Source organism: Streptomyces sp. NPDC029836 (assembly GCF_055574495.1).
The window spans coordinates 14,110-27,925 of the sequence record NZ_JBVHZI010000003.1; the positions used below are offsets into that span (position 1 = coordinate 14,110).

Below are 13,816 nucleotides of genomic sequence, written 5' to 3' on the forward strand. Positions count from 1 at the left end.
ATGACGGCGTGACGGGGCGCGGACCCGCGGGGCCGACGCGCTGAGGGGGCCGTTCCCGGAGCACATGCTCCGGGAACGGCCCCTTCTTCCGTTCGATCCGGTCCGCTCAGGCTGCCGCGAGCGGGCGGTGCGGCGCGATGATCTGTCCGTCCGGCAGGAGTTCACCGGTGTCCTCGAAGAGCAGGACGCCGTTGCACAGCAGGCTCCAGCCCTGCTCCGGGTGGTTGGCCACCGGGCGCGCGGCCTCCCGGTCGGCGGACTCTGATGACGGGCAGGCAGGCTGGTGCTGGCACATGGATGCGTTCTTTCGCTGCGTTGTGGTCTGTTCGCTACGGCTCGATGCGTGATTCATGGCCGTCCCCCTGGGTCGTCCCCGCACCTGCGGGGAGGATGGGCTCAGTCTTCCCCCAGGACGGCTGCTTCGCAGGTATTTCCCGGCAGCTGTCCTCATGGATTGAGGACGCATCACCCGTGCGGGCGGTTCAGGCCAACTCCCCTGTCATTTCGGATGGTTCGCGAGTGGTCCCGACGGACTAGGCCGAATGGGCAGTCCGGGTGGCTGCGGTCAGGCCGCCGGCGCGGCTACGGGGGGCGGTACGGGAGGGGCCTGCCGGGTCAGCCGGTGCGTCAGTACGGGCAGGAGTTCGGACACGGTGTGCGGCCGGAACGCGGCGATGCCGGGAGGCGCCGGGGCGAGCGGAACCAGCAGGTCGGCGGCGGCGGGCAGACCGGCTGCGGCGTCGGCGCCCACCGCGCCGTGCAGCCACAGGGTCAGCATGTACAGCTCCGGTACGGACAGCAGGCGCGGCTGGTAGCCGGTCCCCAGCGACTCGGCCTGGCGCAGGGCCCGTTCGGTGGCGGTGACGTAGGGCCCCTCGAAGAAGTGGGAGAAGGTCCAGCCGTCCGCGGTGAGGCGGGTGTCGGCCGCGGCGACGAAGCGGTCCCCGCTGCGGATCAGGAACCGCCACGCGGTGAGCCGGGTGCGCGGGGGCCTTCCGCCGGCCGTGGGGTTCGGCGTGTGCAGCCGGTCCATCACGTGCACCGGAAGGGGCAGTTCGGCGGTCAGCGGGCCCTGGACCGTGCGCAGGGCCGGGGTGTGCGCCTCGTGGACGGCGGTGGGGGAACCGAGTGCCGCGAGGACGCTGCGCAGGGCGGGCGCGGGAGCCGGAGGGACATGCAGCGGCATGGTGGGTCGCCTCTCACTTGGGAGACCTGGGGTGCGGGGGAAGGAACGGGACGGCGCTGTCGCATTCTGGGGCCAGAGGGGGGCTGAGGGGCAATGACCGCGCGCCAACTCTCTGCCTCGATAGCGGAGTTTATACGACGCGTGTTCACGCAGTGTTTCGGCTAGCTGTCCCGGCTATTGCCGACAAGTCGCTTACCGGCCCCGCTGCGGAGCCATTCGTGCCGCCTGGGCGCAGACCTGCCGCGCTGACCTCGGAGGCTACCCGAAGGGGGCTCGGCTGGAAAGCGTCGGTTATCCGGAACCGGCAAAGTCGACGCGGAATTTGCAGAGGGCGACTTGCCAGGTGAATGTGCCGAAGCGCCCATCCGGCCATACCGGCGCGCGCTCCTGTCCGAGGGGTGGTCATCGGCGTTATCGATCACGGCGCCTGGGCATCATCGACCGTACATGCGCGCCTGGGGGCACAAGGCCGGGCCAGTCGAGGAGGGACGCTTCGATGGGGGAGAAGGTCGTGGCAGGCGGATTCGACCTGTCCGATCGGCATCGGTATCGGAGGAAGCTTCACGAGTGCCTGGAGGGACTGGAGCGGCTTCTGGCGGAGAAGAGGTTCGATCGCCCCAAGAACATGATGGGGCTGGAGATCGAATTGAATCTCGCGGGTGCCGACGGTTTGCCGCGAATGATGAATGCCCAGGTGTTGGAGCGGATAGCCAGCCCCGATTTCCAAACCGAACTCGGATTGTTCAATCTGGAGGTCAACGTACTTCCGCACCGCCTCGAAGGTCGGGTATTCGACCAGCTCGCGGAGGAACTGAGTGCGGGTCTGCACTACGCCCACCGGCAGGCCGCGGAGATCGACGCGGGGGTGGTGATGATCGGGATCCTGCCGACGCTGTCCCGCGCGGACCTGGCGCCCACCAACCTCTCGGCGGTGGACCGCTACTCGCTGCTGAACGAGCAGATCCTGATGATGCGGGGGGAGGACTTCACCCTCGACATCGACGGGGTGGAGCGGCTGACCTGGAGCACCGGGTCGATCGTGCCGGAGGCCGCCTGTACCTCCGTACAGCTGCACCTGCAGGTGACTCCGGCGCGGTTCGCGGACGTGTGGAACGCGGCGCAGGCGGTGACCGCCGTCCAGATCGCGGTGGGCGCCAACTCGCCCTTCCTGTTCGGGCGCGAGCTGTGGCGCGAGTCGCGGCCGCCGCTGTTCACGCAGGCCACCGACACCCGGCCGCCCGAGCTGCAGGCCCAGGGGGTGCGGCCGCGGACCTGGTTCGGGGAGCGGTGGGTGGATTCGGCGTACGAACTGTTCGCCGAGAACCTGCGCTACTTCCCGGCGCTGCTGCCGATCTGCGACGAGGAGGAACCGCTGCGGGTACTGGCCGACGGCGGGGTGCCGGGCCTGCGGGAACTGGTCCTGCACAACGGCACGGTCTACCGCTGGAACCGGCCCGTCTACGGGGTCGCCGACGGGGTGCCGCACCTGCGGGTGGAGAACCGGGTGCTGCCGGCCGGTCCGACCGTCACCGACGTCGTCGCCAACGCGGCCTTCTACTACGGGCTCGTGCGCACCCTCGCCGACGAACAGCGCCCGGTGTGGACCCGGATGCCGTTCACCGAGGCCGAGGCCAACTTCGACGCCGCCTGCCGGTACGGGATCGACGCCCGGCTGCGCTGGCCGCGGCGGGGGCGGGCCGGGGGACTGGTGAGCGTACCGGCGGTGAAGCTGGTGCTGGACGAGCTGCTGCCGATGGCCGCGGCCGGGCTCGACGCGTGGGGGATCGCGGCCGCCGACCGGGACCACTACCTCGGAATCATCGAGGAACGCTGCCGGCGTCGGGTGAACGGGGCGACCTGGCAGGTGGACACCTACCACCGGGCCCGCGCCGGTGGACTGGAGCGGGACGCCGCGCTCGCGGCGACCACCCGCCGCTACAGCGAGCTGATGCACCGGGGCGAGCCCGTGCACACCTGGCCCGTCGGCATCGCGGAGCGGGAGGTGGACCCCGCGACGGTGGCCGGCCGCTGAGCGGGGCGCGGGCCGGTCCGCCGGTCCGCGCGCCGTCGGTCGGCCCCCCGATCCCGCCGTGATGATCCCCTCCGGCCACCGAGGAGGCAGTATGGGGTGATCGGAACAGGACGTCGCGGCGGGGTGGCTCGCAGCGGGACGGCGGGACGGGAGTCGGACGTGCGCGCGGAGCCGGTGGTGGTGGAGCTGGGCGAGGACGGGCGACGGCGGGGGGTCCTGCGCACCGAGACGCTGCTCGTGCTCGCGCTGTCGCTCGGCGCGAGCGGGGTCTCGGCGCTGATCAGCTTCATCGGTTCGCTGACCAAGCCGGGCGGCCTGAAGGACCAGGCCGCCACGCTCAACGGCTCGTACGCGCCCGGCCGGCCCTGGCTGGACCTCGCCTGGCAGCTGTTCGGCATCGCGTCGGCGCTGGTCCCCGTCCTGCTGGTGGCGCACCTGCTGACCCGCGAGGGGGCGCCCGGGCTGCGGGTCCTGGGCTTCGACCGGACCCGGCCGTGGCAGGACCTGGGCCGGGGGGCGCTCGTGGCCGCCGGGATCGGCAGCGCCGGACTCGCCTTCTACCTGGCCGCCCGCGCGACCGGCTTCAACCTGACGGTCGTGCCCGAGGCGCTGCCCGACGTGTGGTGGAAGTTCCCCGTACTGATCCTCTCCGCCCTGCAGAACTCCGTGGTGGAGGAGGTCATCGTGCTGGCCTACCTGCTGCGCCGGCTCGACCAGCTGGGCTGGTCGCCGATGGCGGCGCTGCTGGCCAGCTCCGTGCTGCGCGGCTCGTACCACCTCTACCAGGGCATCGGCGGGTTCATCGGCAACATGGTAATGGGCGTCGTCTTCGTGCTGGCGTACCGGCGCTGGGGGCGGGTGGGGCCGCTCGTCGTCGCGCACGCGCTGCTCGACATCGTCGCCTTCGGCGGGTACGCGCTGCTCGCGGGCGAGGTGGACTGGCTGCCCACCCCGTAGGCCGCGCCCACCCGGGCCCCGAGGGGCCTCAGGGCGCGGTGAGCAGCTCGCCGTCCAGGACGGTGACGGCGTGCCCGGTCAGGAGGGTGCGCTCGCCGGCGAGGGTGACGCGGACCAGACCCGTACGGGCTCCGCCCTGCCGGCCGGTCATCGTGGTGCGACCCAGGCGGGCGGCCCAGAAGGGGGCGAGCGCGGTGTGCGCGCTGCCGGTGACCGGGTCCTCGTCGATGCCGACGGCGGGGAAGAAGCCGCGCGAGACGAAGTCGTACCCCAGGGAGGGGTCCTCGGCGACCGCGGTGGCAATGACCCCGCGGCGGGAGTGGGCGCGCAGGGCGGCGTGGTCGGGGGTCAGCTCCCGTACGGTCCGCTCGTCCGCCAGCTCCACCAGCAGGTCGCCGACGTGGTCGGAAGTGTCGTGGACCGACGTGATCCCGGCGCCCAGCGCGCGGGCCACCTCGGGGTCCGGGTCGATCGGCGTCAGGGTGGACGTCGGGAAGTCCATGGTGATCGAGCCGTCCTCGGCGGCCCGGGCGGTGAGGACGCCGCAACGCGCCGCGAAGCGGATCAGGCCCTGCGCGAGGCCGGCCGAGCCGAGGACGTGGGCGGTCGCGAGGGTGGCGTGTCCGCACATGTCGACCTCGGCGGCCGGGGTGAACCAGCGCAGCGCCCAGTCCGCGTCCCCGCCGGGCGGCAGGGGGTGGGCGAAGGCGGTCTCGGAGAGGTTCAGTTCGGCCGCCACCTGCTGGAGCCAGGAGTCCGGGGGGAAGGGGCCGTCGAGGAGCAGGACTCCTGCGGGGTTCCCGTGGAAGGGGCGGTCGGTGAAGGCGTCGACGATTCGGATGCGCATGCCCTCGACGGTAGGGCGGCGCCCGGGGCGCGGACAAAGGCCAATTCGGGCTGGCTGGCCTGGCCGCGGGGGTGGGTGGGTTACGGGTTCGGGGTGGCTCCGGTGGCTCCGGCGTCGGCCGCCGGTGTCGGTTGCGGCCCGAGCAGCGGGAGAAGGCCCTCGCCGTGATCAACGACGCCCGCAAGAAGCTCCACCTGATCCTTGCCGACGAGCACTGAACCGCCGGCCCGACCTCGCCCGGGCGCCGGGTGGACGTACGGCGGCGCGCCCCGCGAGAAGCCTCGCGGGGCGCGCCGTCATGCGTACGGGGTGAACCGGCCGCGGTCGCCGCGTGCCGGGGTCAGACGACCAGTCCGGCCAGCTTGCGCAGCGACTCGTTCAGCGCCGCGGTGGCCGAGTCCTTGAGCTTGCCCGCCATCAGGGACACGGCGGCGCCCGTGAACTCGCCGTCGATGCGGACCGTGGTGGCGTCGCCGTTCGGGGTCAGCGTGTAGCGGGTCAGCACGGCCACGCCCATGGGGCCCTTGCCGGTGATGGCGAACAGGCGCTCGTCCTCCAGCTCCGAGACGGTCCACAGGACCTCGGCGGGGAAGCCCATCATCTTCATGTTCTCCGCGAAGGTGGCGCCGAGCGCGAGGGTCTCGGGACCGCCCTTCGGGAAGTTGGTGTGGGTCATGCTCCACTTGTCGTACGCGTCCCAGTCCGTCAGCTGGGCCCAGAGCTGCGCGGCGGGCGCCTCGATGCGTGATTCCGCGGTGACTTCAGCCATGCGTCCACCCCTTCTCGTCGGGTACGTGCGGCGGAAGGTAGTCCCGGCGACCCCAACATTCAATACTGACGACCTGTCAGGTTCGGAGGTTCGCCGGTGCCCGGGTCTCGGCTGCGTCTCAACAGGCGTCACGGTCGTGACGGTGCTGACCGGTCCTGCCATGATGGCCCGATGCAAGCGTCAGGGAAGAACGCCGGACTGGGCCTGGCCCTCGTCTCGGCGTGTGCGTTCGGTGGTTCGGGGGTCGCGGCGAAGCCGCTGATCGAGGCGGGTCTGGACCCGCTGCACGTGGTCTGGCTCAGGGTGGCCGGGGCGGCGTTGGTGCTGTCCCCGCTGGCCTGGCGGCACCGCGATCTCGTCCGGCGCAAGCCGCTGCTGCTCGCCGGCTTCGGGCTGATCGCCGTCGCCGGTGTGCAGGCGTTCTACTTCGCCTCCCTGTCCCGGATTCCCGTCGGCGTGGCCCTGCTCCTGGAGTACCTGGGGCCGGCCCTGCTGCTCGGCTGGATCCGCTTCGTCCAGCGCAAGCCCGTGACCCGGGCGGCCGCGGCGGGGGCGGCGGTGGCCGTCGTCGGTCTGGCCTGCGTGGTCGAGATCTGGTCCGGTCTGAGCCTGGACCCGCTCGGCGTGCTGCTCGGTCTCGCCGCCGCCTGCTGCCAGGCCTTCTACTTCGTCTTCGCGGACCAGGGCGCGGACGGGGAGGACGTGCCCGACCCGATGGGCGTGATCGCGTACGGAATGATCATCGGGACCCTGGTGATGACCGTGATCGCCCGACCGTGGCGGATGGACTGGGGGGTGCTGAGCGGGTACGCCTCCCTCGACGACCTCGTGGTGCCCGCGTACGCGCTGCTCGGCTGGGTGGTGCTGGTCGCCACCGTCTTCGCGTACGTCACCGGAGTGGTGTCGGTGCGCAAGCTGTCCCCGCAGGTGGCGGGCGTGGTGGCGTGCCTGGAGGCCGTCATCGCCACCGTCCTCGCGTGGGTGCTGCTGGGCGAACACCTCTCGCTGCCGCAGATCATCGGCGGGGCGCTGGTGCTGAGCGGTGCCTTCATCGCGCAGTCCGCCCGGCCGACGCCGCCGGCCGCGGTCGATCCCGCCGTGCTCGACCCGGAGCACACCCGGGTGTGACGCGGTGGCGGCCCGCCGAACCGGTCGGGCCGCAGGCGGACCGCGTAGGGTACGCACCATGCCTTTGACCGTACTTCCGCCTCCCGCCGCCTAGGTCCTGTCCGGACGCTCTCGTGGATCCCGCCCGTCGTGCGGGTGTCCGCGGAGATTTCCGCGCAGGATCTGGCGCGGGTGGCCGCTCCCTTGAGGACCACCCGTCCCGGCCGCCCTTCGACGGCCCGGGGCGGGTTCGTGCTGCCCGCGAAGTGATGACCGTTCCTCTCATCCTTCACTTCACGCATGCGCGGAGATCCACGTGTCGAACCATTCGCCCGCTTCAGGGCGCGATCTGCTGTACCTCGTCGTCGCCGGAGTCGCCTGGGGCACCGCCGGGGCCGCCGCCTCACTCCTCTTCCTGGCCAGTGACCTCGGTCCGCTCGCCCTGTCCTTCTGGCGGTGCGCGGGCGGGCTCGTCGTGCTGCTGGCGGTGCTCGCCGTACGTCGCGCCGGAGCCCTGCGCCGCTCCGGTGCCGTACGTCGCCCCGCAGGCGGCCGGGAGGAGGCGGGCCGGCCGTCCGTCCCTTCGCTCATCGGGACCGGCCTGCTGTTCACCCTGTTCCAGGCCGCGTACTTCGGCGCCGTGCGGGAGACCGGCCTTGCCGTCGGCACCGTCGTGACCCTGGGCGCGGGGCCCGTACTGATCGCGCTCGGCGGCCGGTACTGGACGGGCGAGCGGCTGGGCCGGGGCGGAGCGGCCGCCGTCGGCGGCGCGCTCGCCGGACTGGCCGTGCTCGTGCTGGGCTCCGGCGGCGGGGAGGTGCGGCCGCTCGGGGTGTTCTGGGCGCTGCTCTCGGCCGCCGGCTACGCGGCGATGACGCTGCGGGCGCGCCTGCTCGGGCGGCGCGGGGAGGGCGGGGACCCGCTCGTCACCACCGCGTGGTCGGTCGGGGTGGGCACGGTGTGCCTGCTGCCGCTCGCCGTGGTGGAGGGGCTGGTGCCGCACACCGCGGACCCGGCGCGGGTGCTGTGGCTGCTGGTGTACGTCGCCACCGTGCCGACGGCGCTGGCGTACGCGCTCTACTTCACCGGCGCCGCGTCGGTGCGGGCCGCGACGGTGTCGGTGATCATGCTGATCGAGCCGGTGAGCGCGGCGGCGATCGCGGTCGGGCTGCTCGGGGAGCGACTGACCGGGGCCGTGGTGCTGGGCACCGTGCTGCTCCTCGCGGCCGTCGGCGCGCTGATCGGGGCCGAGGCGCGCGGGACGCGCGTGCCCGTGGGCGAGGCGGCCGGACCCGGGGGCGAAGGGGGCGAGGCGGGCGGACCCGGGGGCGAGCCGGTGGAGATCCGGTCCGCCCCGGAGGTTCAGAGCGCGGCGAGGTAGTCCGGCGCGGCGATGCCGGGGGCCAGATCGGCCGCCGGGACCGGCGTCCCGTACGCCGGGGCGACCGGGACCACGCCCGACCAGAACGGCAGGTCCAGGTCCTCGGCGTCGTCGTTCGGGCCGCCGGTGCGCAGCTTCGCCGAGACCTCCTCCAGGTCCAGCCGGATCACGGCCGTGGCGGCCAGTTCCCGGGCGTTCGCGGGCCGCGAGTCGGCGGAGCGGCCGGGAACCACGTGGTCGACCAGGGCGTCCAACGCCATCCGGCACTCGGCCTCGTCGGTGACCTGGTGGGCGGTGCCGTGGACGACCACCGAGCGGTAGTTGAGGGAGTGGTGGAAGGCCGAGCGGGCCAGCACGAGGCCGTCGACGTGGGTCACCGTCAGGCAGACCGGCAGGCCCGGGTCGGCCTTGCCCGCGGCGAGCAGCGGGCGGGAGCCCGTGGAGCCGTGGACGTACAGGGTGTCGCCGACCCGTCCGAAGAGGGTGGGCAGGACCACGGGCGCGCCGTCCCGGATGAACCCGAGGTGGCAGACGTAGGCCTGGTCGAGTATCGAGTACACGGTCTCCCGGTCGTAGCGCGCCCGGTCGCGGGAGCGGCTGGGGACGGTGCGGTCGGTGGGCTCGTAGGCGGCGGGCGTGGTGGTCATGGTGCGAACTCCGTTGTACTAGTGCATAATGTTGTTTGTGCTAGGAGAGTATCGGATCAGTGGGCGTCGCGCATCGGAAATCGCGGCCAGTGTCGAAGCGGGCGTCGGATCGGGCGCCCTGGAGCCGGGGGCGCTGTTGCCGGCGATGCGGGAGTTGGCCGGTGAGTTGGGGGTGAACCCCAACACCGTGGCCGCCGCGTACCGGACGCTGCGCGAACGCGGAGTCATCGAGACGGACGGCCGGCGCGGCAGCCGGGTGCGCCGGCGGCCGGCCACCGCCCCCCGGAGCTCGTTGCGGATGGTCGTGCCCGAGGGGGTGCGGGACGCCGCCCAGGGCAACCCCGACGTGTCCCTGCTGCCCGCGCTGGACGGGCCGCTCGCGGCGGCCGCCCGGCGGTACGCGCAGGAGCCGACCCTGTACGGGCAGGACCCCGTGGTCCCGGAACTGGCGCGCCTCGCCTGGGCCGGGTTCGAGGCGGACGGCGTCCCGGCCGGGGCCATGGCCGTGACCTCGGGCGCGCTGGACGGCATCGAGCGGGTGCTGGCCGCCCACCTGCGGCCCGGTGACGCGGTGGCCGTGGAGGACCCGGGCTGGGGGAGCGTGCTCGACCTCGCCCCCGCGCTGGGGCTGCGGGTGCTCCCGGTCGCCGTCGACGACGACGGTCCGCTGCCGGACGCGGTGGCCCGGGCGCTGGCCGAAGGGGCCCGGGCCCTGGTGGTGACGGCCCGAGCGCAGAACCCGACGGGGGCGGTGGTCGACGCGGGGCGGGCCGCGGTCCTGCGGGAGTTGCTGGCGGGCCACCCCGACGTGCTGGTCATCGACGACGACCACGGTCACGGGATCGTGGACCTGCCGCTGTGCGCGCTGAGCGGCGCCACCCGGCACTGGGCGCTGATCCGCTCCACGTCGAAGGCGTACGGCCCGGACCTGCGGTTGGCCGTGCTGACCGGTGACACGGTGACGATGGACCGGGTGCGCGGTCGGCAGGGGCTGGGCCCGGGGTGGGTGAGCCGACTGCTCCAGTACGCCGTGGTGGAACTGTGGGCCACCGGCGCCGTCGACCCGGCTGTGGTGGCCCGCTCGTACGCGACCCGACGGGACGCGCTGGTCGCCGCGCTCGCGGAGCGGGGGGTACGGGCGCACGGGCGCAGCGGGATGAACGTGTGGGTGCCGGTGTCCGACGAGACGGCCGTGGTGACGCGGCTGTTGACGGCGGGCTGGGCGGTGACGGCGGGAGCCCGGTTCCGGGTGGAATCGGGGCCCGCGGTCCGGATCACCGTCTCCGGGCTCACGCCGGCCGAAGTGCCCGTACTGGCCGACGCGGTGGCGTCGGCGGTACGTCCCGTACTCGGCGGGCGCCGGGACTGAAACGGGGGCCGCCCCGCCCGGGGAGGCCCCTCAACTCGCGTGTTCGACCAGGGATACCACCAGGAAGAGGAACCCGCAGGCGCCGATGATCCCGCCCAGGAAGCGGTAGACCCCGGGGGACATGATCCGCGCCGGCGGGCCCGGTTCACCGCGCGCGGGCGTCGACGGCTCGCCGGCGGCCGCCGCCCGCCGCGCCAGGGCGTCGGCGGAGCCGCGCAGGTTCGTGGCCACCCAGGTTCCGCAGGCGAGCGTGACGGAACCGATGACGAACAGGGCGAGGGCTGGGCTCACGGTGTTCCCCCGGAGAGACGTACGGTGATCATCGCCGCCAGGGTAGGGCCGCCCGACGGGCCCCCTGCGGGCGGGGGGCCTTCGGACCGGGGGTCCTCGGGCGGGCCTGGGTGAGGGCGGCGCCGGCCAGCACGACGGCCGCGCCGACCGGGGTGTTCCAGTGCAGCTGCTCGCCGAGGACGAGGACGCCCGCCGTGGTCGCGATCACCGGGATGAAGTAGGTGACCATCTGGGCCGTGGTCGGGCCCACCTCTGTCACCAACTGGTACTGCATCTGCAGGGCCATGCCCGTGCCGAGGGCGCCCAGGGCGATCACGGACAGTGTCGGCCACAGCGGGAACGAGACCGGCGCCGAGGTGAACATCGCGCTGACGGCGGCCAGTTGGACGGTCGAGATCAACAGTTGGGCTCCGGTGAGCGCCACCGGTGAGCCCGGAACGGAGGCCAGCGTACGGCGTACCCAGATCCAGCCGATCGGGTAGCAGAGCGCCGCGAGCAGGGCGAGCGCCGTGCCCTTGGCGTCGATCCCGGCGAAGCCCTGCCAGGCGCCGAGCACGGTCAGGACGCCGAGGAAGCCCAGGCCCAGCCCGGCGAAGCGGCGTCGCGTCGGGCGGTCCTCGGAGAGGGCGACCAGGGACAGGGCCATGCCCCACAGCGGGGAGGTGGCGTTGCAGATGCCTGCCAGGCTCGACGGGATGCTGAGTTCGGCGTAGGCGAAGAGCGAGAACGGGGCGGAGTTCAGCAGCAGCGCCGCCACCGTGAGGTGCGCCCAGGTGCGCGCCGTCCGGGGTAGGGGCTCGCGGCGCACCAGCAGTACCGCGAGCAGGGCCAGCGCCCCGAAGAACACCCGGCCGAGCGCGACGTGGAAGGGGGCGTAGCCCTGCGTGCCCACCTTGATCAGGAGGAAGCTGAAGCCCCAGATCACCGAGAGGAGGGCGAAGCGCAGCCGCCAGTCCAGCCCGGAGCCGGCGGCGCGCGGTCGGCCGGCGGGCGTCGCGGCCGGCGCCGGGGTGGCGGAGGGAGGAAGGGCGGGGCGGGAAGGGGCGGGTGCGCTCATGCGGCTTACTCTCCAGCGCCCGACCTCGTAGGACAAGCGAGATTTCTTGGGAGCGACGACGTAGCATCGCTTACATGTTGAACCTGGAGCGCCTGCGCACCCTCGACGCCCTGGCCCGCCACGGATCCGTCAGCGGGGCCGCCGGTGGTCTCCACGTGACCACCTCCGCCGTCTCCCAACAGATGGCCAAGTTGGAGCGGGAGGTCGGTCAGCCCCTGCTGACCAAGAACGGGCGCGGGGTGCGGCTCACGGACGCCGGACGGCTGCTGGCGGGGCACGCGGCCCGGATCATCTCCCAGGTGGAACGTGCCCAGGCCGATGTGGAGGCCCAACGGGGCTGCGCGGTCGGAGAGTTGCGGATCGGGGCCTTCCCCACGGCCATGCGCGGACTGCTGCCCCGCGCCCTGACCTCCCTGCGCGAGGGCCATCCCGAACTGCGGGTCCTCGTACGGGAACGGGAGCCCGAGGACAGCATGGCCGCCGTCGTGCGCGGGGACCTCGACATGGCCCTGGCCATCGATTGGCACAACAAGCGCATGCCGGTGCCCGGCGAGCTGACCCGAACCCATCTCCTGGACGACGGCGTCGACATCGCGGTCCCGGCAGGCCATCCGCTCGCCGATCGCGCCGACATCTCACTGGCCGAGTGCGCCGACGACGACTGGATCTCCTGGAACGAGGGGCAGTTCTGTCACGAGTGGCTGGTCTTCACGTTGCGGGGGGTCGGCGTCGAGCCCCGCATCCGCCACATCGCCGAGGAACACCACACCCAGTTGGCCTTCGTGGAAGCCGGGTTGGGTGTGTGCGTGACCCCCAGGTTGGGCCGCGGTCCCGTACCGCCCGGCGTCAGGCTGCTCCCCGTCGGCGACACCGTACGCCGCCACGTGTACGCCGTCTGGCGGACCGACGCCGGCCGCAGGCCCTCGATCCGGGCCGCGGTCGAGGCGCTGCACGAGGCGACGGCCGGTGTCGGGTGATGGCCCGCGCTCCCGGAGCGGGCGCCCGCGCCGTCAGATCTTGCGGAAGTCCCATGACACCACCGAGTCCGGGGTGAGCCGGATCCAGGCGTGCCGGCCGTCGTGCGGCATGTCCTCGATCCCGAAGTTCTTCACCGGGAAGAGCCGCTCCGCCTCGGCCAGTTCCGGGCAGGGCTCCCCGGTCCGGGGCGCCTCACCGACGAAGACGACGCTGCCGGACAGCTCCACCCCGCGCAGCTCGTCGTAGGACTCCCCGGAGTCGACGACCACCGACACCCGCGGATCCGCCCGCAGGTCGGACCAGCGCCGACTGCGGGTGATCGAGTACAGCCACAGCGACGTGCCGTCCCAGACGAACCACAGCGCGCCCACGTGCGGGCGCCCGTCGGGGGAGACCGTGGCCACCCGGCAGGTCCGCTGCTCGCGCAGGAAGGCGTCCACCTCCCCGTCGGTCATCATGATGCGGCGTCCCCGCCGTTGGGTGCCGTCCATCCGCCCACGTCCCTTCACATCTGACTACGTGTCAGGAATCATGGGGGCTCTCACGCCGCCGCACCAGGGGGAGCCATGCCGGATCTCGATCCCGCCACCACCGCGCTGCTCACCGTCGAATGCCAGAACGGCGTCGTCGGCGAGGAGAGCGCCCTGCCCGAACTGGCCAAGGCGGCACGGGACTCCGGCATGCTGGACCGGGTCGCCGCGCTGGCCGACGCCGCGCGCCGGGCCGGCGTACAGGTGGTGCACGCGGTCGCCGAACGGCGGCCGGACGGGCGCGGGGCCAATGCCAACGCGCGGCTGTTCCGCGCCGCCGGGAAACTACCCGTGCGCCAACTGTCGGGCACCCGGGCGGTGGAGATCGCGCCCCCGATCGTGGTGGCCGAGCAGGACCTGATGGTGCGCCGGCTGCACGGACTGTCCCCGATGGCCGGTACCGACCTCGACGCGCTGCTGCGCAACGTCGGCATCCGCACCCTCGTCGTGACCGGCGTCTCCTCCAACATCGCGATCCCGAACACCGTCTTCGACGCCGTGAACCTCGGCTACCGGGTGGTCGTGCCGGCGGACGCCATCGCGGGCGTGCCCGCCTCCTGTACCGACGAGGTGATCCGCAACTCGCTCGTCCTCGTCGCGTCCGTCGTCACCACCGACGAACTGCTCCGGCAGTGGGCCCCCGCAGCCGCGCGCTGAGCGCGCCC

Annotated in this window: 15 protein-coding genes and 1 pseudogene; 8 read left to right on the plus strand and 8 right to left on the minus strand. The window is 73.0% G+C overall.

Annotated features, from left to right (window positions below; all coding sequences use genetic code 11):
* Positions 1–106: 106 nt before the first annotated feature.
* Positions 107–295, minus strand: a complete 189-nt coding sequence (locus ACZ4XJ_RS10970) for a DUF5999 family protein (protein ID WP_007262885.1) — start codon at positions 293–295, stop codon at positions 107–109.
* 270 nt (positions 296–565) lie between these two features.
* A complete protein-coding gene (locus ACZ4XJ_RS10975; protein ID WP_468495958.1) occupies positions 566–1,186 on the minus strand; it encodes a hypothetical protein in 621 nt (206 codons plus the stop codon).
* Between the two features lie 496 nt (positions 1,187–1,682).
* Between ACZ4XJ_RS10975 and ACZ4XJ_RS10980 the strand changes: the two genes are divergently transcribed.
* The gene (locus ACZ4XJ_RS10980; RefSeq protein ID WP_362879641.1) at positions 1,683–3,218 is read left to right on the plus strand and encodes a glutamate-cysteine ligase family protein; all 1,536 of its coding nucleotides are present in this window, start codon (positions 1,683–1,685) and stop codon (positions 3,216–3,218) included.
* 159 nt (positions 3,219–3,377) lie between these two features.
* Positions 3,378–4,175, plus strand: a complete 798-nt coding sequence (locus ACZ4XJ_RS10985; RefSeq protein WP_362879639.1) for a CPBP family intramembrane glutamic endopeptidase — start codon at positions 3,378–3,380, stop codon at positions 4,173–4,175.
* A gap of 28 nt (positions 4,176–4,203) precedes the next feature.
* Here ACZ4XJ_RS10985 and ACZ4XJ_RS10990 read toward each other — a convergent pair whose 3' ends face one another.
* Entirely contained in the window at positions 4,204–5,022 is an 819-nt protein-coding gene (locus ACZ4XJ_RS10990) for a PhzF family phenazine biosynthesis protein (RefSeq protein ID WP_468495959.1), read from the minus strand.
* A 140-nt stretch (positions 5,023–5,162) separates the two neighbouring features.
* Between ACZ4XJ_RS10990 and ACZ4XJ_RS10995 the strand changes: the two are divergent.
* Positions 5,163–5,240, plus strand: a pseudogene (locus tag ACZ4XJ_RS10995) (PadR family transcriptional regulator); the annotation flags it as partial.
* Positions 5,241–5,362: 122 nt separating this feature from the next.
* Here ACZ4XJ_RS10995 and ACZ4XJ_RS11000 read toward each other — a convergent pair.
* Positions 5,363–5,791 carry a type II toxin-antitoxin system Rv0910 family toxin gene (locus tag ACZ4XJ_RS11000; RefSeq protein WP_362879634.1) on the minus strand — a complete coding sequence of 143 codons (429 nt, stop codon included), beginning with the start codon at positions 5,789–5,791 and terminating at the stop codon, positions 5,363–5,365.
* Positions 5,792–5,962: 171 nt separating this feature from the next.
* Here ACZ4XJ_RS11000 and ACZ4XJ_RS11005 point away from each other — a divergent pair, with 171 nt between their 5' ends.
* Both ACZ4XJ_RS11005 and ACZ4XJ_RS11010 read left to right on the plus strand, forming a co-directional pair.
* Positions 5,963–6,919, plus strand: coding sequence for an EamA family transporter (locus ACZ4XJ_RS11005; protein WP_362879633.1), 957 nt, complete (start codon positions 5,963–5,965; stop codon positions 6,917–6,919).
* A gap of 295 nt (positions 6,920–7,214) precedes the next feature.
* Positions 7,215–8,279: a DMT family transporter gene (locus ACZ4XJ_RS11010; protein ID WP_468495960.1), complete on the plus strand. Its 1,065-nt coding sequence runs from the start codon at positions 7,215–7,217 to the stop codon at positions 8,277–8,279.
* Here ACZ4XJ_RS11010 and ACZ4XJ_RS11015 read toward each other — a convergent pair.
* Positions 8,261–8,926, minus strand: coding sequence for a pyridoxamine 5'-phosphate oxidase family protein (locus ACZ4XJ_RS11015; RefSeq protein WP_362879629.1), 666 nt, complete (start codon positions 8,924–8,926; stop codon positions 8,261–8,263). The genes ACZ4XJ_RS11010 and ACZ4XJ_RS11015 overlap by 19 nt on opposite strands.
* A 28-nt stretch (positions 8,927–8,954) precedes the next feature.
* Between ACZ4XJ_RS11015 and ACZ4XJ_RS11020 the strand changes: the two genes are divergently transcribed.
* Complete coding sequence (locus ACZ4XJ_RS11020) at positions 8,955–10,295, plus strand: aminotransferase class I/II-fold pyridoxal phosphate-dependent enzyme (protein ID WP_468495961.1); 1,341 nt, start codon at positions 8,955–8,957, stop codon at positions 10,293–10,295.
* 30 nt (positions 10,296–10,325) lie between these two features.
* On the opposite strand, the gene ACZ4XJ_RS11025 is transcribed toward ACZ4XJ_RS11020, so the two are convergent.
* The gene (locus ACZ4XJ_RS11025; RefSeq protein WP_468495962.1) at positions 10,326–10,586 is read right to left on the minus strand and encodes a hypothetical protein; all 261 of its coding nucleotides are present in this window, start codon (positions 10,584–10,586) and stop codon (positions 10,326–10,328) included.
* Positions 10,587–10,614: 28 nt separating this feature from the next.
* Positions 10,615–11,643 (minus strand): DMT family transporter, encoded by a 1,029-nt coding sequence (locus ACZ4XJ_RS11030; protein ID WP_468495963.1) that lies wholly within the window; start codon positions 11,641–11,643, stop codon positions 10,615–10,617.
* A gap of 74 nt (positions 11,644–11,717) precedes the next feature.
* Here ACZ4XJ_RS11030 and ACZ4XJ_RS11035 point away from each other — a divergent pair, with 74 nt between their 5' ends.
* Entirely contained in the window at positions 11,718–12,620 is a 903-nt protein-coding gene (locus ACZ4XJ_RS11035) for a LysR family transcriptional regulator (protein ID WP_468495964.1), read from the plus strand.
* 33 nt (positions 12,621–12,653) lie between these two features.
* Here the strand turns inward: ACZ4XJ_RS11035 and ACZ4XJ_RS11040 are convergent, their stop codons facing one another.
* On the minus strand, positions 12,654–13,112 hold the full coding sequence (locus ACZ4XJ_RS11040) for a pyridoxamine 5'-phosphate oxidase family protein (protein ID WP_468495965.1): 459 nt from the start codon (positions 13,110–13,112) through the stop codon (positions 12,654–12,656).
* Between the two features lie 75 nt (positions 13,113–13,187).
* Here ACZ4XJ_RS11040 and ACZ4XJ_RS11045 point away from each other — a divergent pair, with 75 nt between their 5' ends.
* Complete coding sequence (locus ACZ4XJ_RS11045; RefSeq protein ID WP_362879620.1) at positions 13,188–13,808, plus strand: cysteine hydrolase family protein; 621 nt, start codon at positions 13,188–13,190, stop codon at positions 13,806–13,808.
* The last annotated feature ends 8 nt before the right edge of the window (positions 13,809–13,816 follow it).

Excerpts from the sequence above, each read along its gene's own strand:
- ACZ4XJ_RS11045 (WP_362879620.1), top strand. The coding sequence starts at position 13,188 with ATGCCGGATCTCGATCCCGCCACCACCGCGCTGCTCACCGTCGAATGC.
- ACZ4XJ_RS11020 (WP_468495961.1), top strand. The coding sequence starts at position 8,955 with ATGTTGTTTGTGCTAGGAGAGTATCGGATCAGTGGGCGTCGCGCATCG.
- ACZ4XJ_RS11040 (WP_468495965.1), bottom strand. The coding sequence starts at position 13,112 with ATGGACGGCACCCAACGGCGGGGACGCCGCATCATGATGACCGACGGG.
- ACZ4XJ_RS10970 (WP_007262885.1), bottom strand. The coding sequence starts at position 295 with ATGTGCCAGCACCAGCCTGCCTGCCCGTCATCAGAGTCCGCCGACCGG.
- ACZ4XJ_RS10980 (WP_362879641.1), top strand. The coding sequence starts at position 1,683 with ATGGGGGAGAAGGTCGTGGCAGGCGGATTCGACCTGTCCGATCGGCAT.
- ACZ4XJ_RS11030 (WP_468495963.1), bottom strand. The coding sequence starts at position 11,643 with ATGAGCGCACCCGCCCCTTCCCGCCCCGCCCTTCCTCCCTCCGCCACC.
- ACZ4XJ_RS11035 (WP_468495964.1), top strand. The coding sequence starts at position 11,718 with ATGTTGAACCTGGAGCGCCTGCGCACCCTCGACGCCCTGGCCCGCCAC.
- ACZ4XJ_RS10990 (WP_468495959.1), bottom strand. The coding sequence starts at position 5,022 with ATGCGCATCCGAATCGTCGACGCCTTCACCGACCGCCCCTTCCACGGG.
- ACZ4XJ_RS11005 (WP_362879633.1), top strand. The coding sequence starts at position 5,963 with ATGCAAGCGTCAGGGAAGAACGCCGGACTGGGCCTGGCCCTCGTCTCG.
- ACZ4XJ_RS10975 (WP_468495958.1), bottom strand. The coding sequence starts at position 1,186 with ATGCCGCTGCATGTCCCTCCGGCTCCCGCGCCCGCCCTGCGCAGCGTC.
- ACZ4XJ_RS11000 (WP_362879634.1), bottom strand. The coding sequence starts at position 5,791 with ATGGCTGAAGTCACCGCGGAATCACGCATCGAGGCGCCCGCCGCGCAG.
- ACZ4XJ_RS11015 (WP_362879629.1), bottom strand. The coding sequence starts at position 8,926 with ATGACCACCACGCCCGCCGCCTACGAGCCCACCGACCGCACCGTCCCC.